The organism is Dethiosulfovibrio peptidovorans (assembly GCA_002748665.1).
GTDB lineage: Bacteria > Synergistota > Synergistia > Synergistales > Dethiosulfovibrionaceae > Dethiosulfovibrio > Dethiosulfovibrio peptidovorans_A.
Genome location: PDTB01000042.1, coordinates 1 through 1,750 on the forward strand (window position 1 = coordinate 1; position 1,750 = coordinate 1,750).

Annotated in this window: 2 protein-coding genes; both read right to left on the reverse strand. The window is 48.7% G+C overall.

The window, feature by feature from the left end; all coding sequences use genetic code 11:
- Positions 1-750, reverse strand: a 750-nt coding sequence (locus CSA35_09825) for a hypothetical protein (GenBank protein ID PIE53720.1), incomplete at its 3' end; no start/stop codon positions are given.
- Positions 751-927: 177 nt separating this feature from the next.
- The coding region (locus CSA35_09830) for a C4-dicarboxylate ABC transporter permease (protein ID PIE53721.1) at positions 928-1,750 on the reverse strand (823 nt) is incomplete at its 5' end.

Here is a 1,750-nt window from a genome sequence, read left to right on the forward strand (position 1 = left end):
AAGTGCATCCCAGCTTTTGGGGTTGACAACCAGCGGGAAATATTCACAGGTGCCGTTCTGCAGTGCCGGATCAAGGATAAATGATGCTACTTCATGAAAACCCATCCGCATATTTTCATCCCAGAATGTCCATTCGGCCGCCTCAATACTGCGTGTTTGCAGCGCGGTGTAGATATCGGGAGCAGAGAGGGAAACGGTGGAAGCGCCAAGAGCTTCATAATACTTGCCGCCAATACCGGAAGAGCGTATTCTCAAGCCCTTGATTTTGTCGACAGAATCAATTGGCACCACCGACATAAGTTGCTCGTAAAGCGGGCTGACCATGGCATGACCAAGATAGGTAAGCCCATGTTTCGCGTAGAGTTTTTTAAACCATGGCTCCAGTTTCTCAACAAGATAGGCACCCTCGGCATAGGTGCTCAGAGGTGAGCCGGGCTGCGTTGTAAAGCTGAACAGAGAATCTTTTCCCGGCCAGTAGGCACTGTATACCATGCTTGCGTTGACCATGCCGTTGGCAACGTTATCAAATGTTTCAAAAACAGGGAAGAGAACGCCTGCGGGGTATGCTTTTATTTCAAATTCTCCCCCAGAGAGTGTTTTTACTGTTTCACAGAAAACTTCAGCGATACGTTGCTGTTCTGTTCCCGGCATGGCGTGGGTGACAAGGCGCCATTTCACTTTGGCAAAAGCGCTTTGTACGTTTGTTGCAAGAAATAGAACTGTAAGTAAAACTGCGATTTTTGTTTTCATGATTCACCAATTACTGTTAAATTTTCGCAAACAGAGAGATATGTCCAGAAATTTCAGGTTTTCTCTTTACTATCGTTGACGTTTTTTGAAGGTACAGTTGTTATTGTTTATGTTATTCACACACCATAGGCTTCTCTCCTTTTTTATATTGTTTTTGTCTTTCGGCAGATACCGTGGCTAAAACCCAAGCAGATATCTGGGGAGCCACAGGATAATCTGCGGAAACATAAAAATGATAACAAGGCAGATCGCCTGCAGGGTTAACAGCGGCAGGCTTGATTTATAGATCTCAATGATGTCAATATCTGGTGGAGTACATCCTTTGAGATAGAACAGGCTGAAACCAAAAGGCGGCGAAATATAGGCGCTCTGCAGGATAACGTTGATCGCCAGGCCGATCCATAGCGGATCAAATCCCAGGCGTGACAGGATCGGAGCGATAATCGGCACCGCAAGAAAAATAACGGCACCCGGTTCCAGAAACATTCCCAGGATAAAGACAAAGATAGCGGCAACGACAAAGACCATATTGGCGCCGCCCGGCATATTCATCGCGAAGTCGGCAACAATTGCGTTGCCGCCCAGCCCGGAAAACACCGACCCAAAAGCTCCGGCACCGATCATCATAAAACCGACCATGGCTGTCACGCTTAGTGTTTCATAACAGGAGGAGTGGACAATCTCCCATGTCAGACGTCGGTTTATCAGACCAATAACTATTGCTCCGGCTGCGCCAAAAGCTGCCGCTTCTGTCGGGCTGGCGATCCCCAGCAGAATGGTGCCGAGCACGAGAACTATTAACATTCCCGGGAAAAAAACGCTACGCACCGAGATAAGTTTTTCGCCCCAGGAGACACGCTCTTCGGGGGCGAGGGCCGGGGCAAAGCCGGGATCAAGCAGGCCGCGGATAAAGATATAGAGGATATAGAGTGTTGCCAGCAGAACCCCGGCAGAAATACCGCCGGCAAAGAGCCCGCCAATGGAAACACCTGTTACCGCA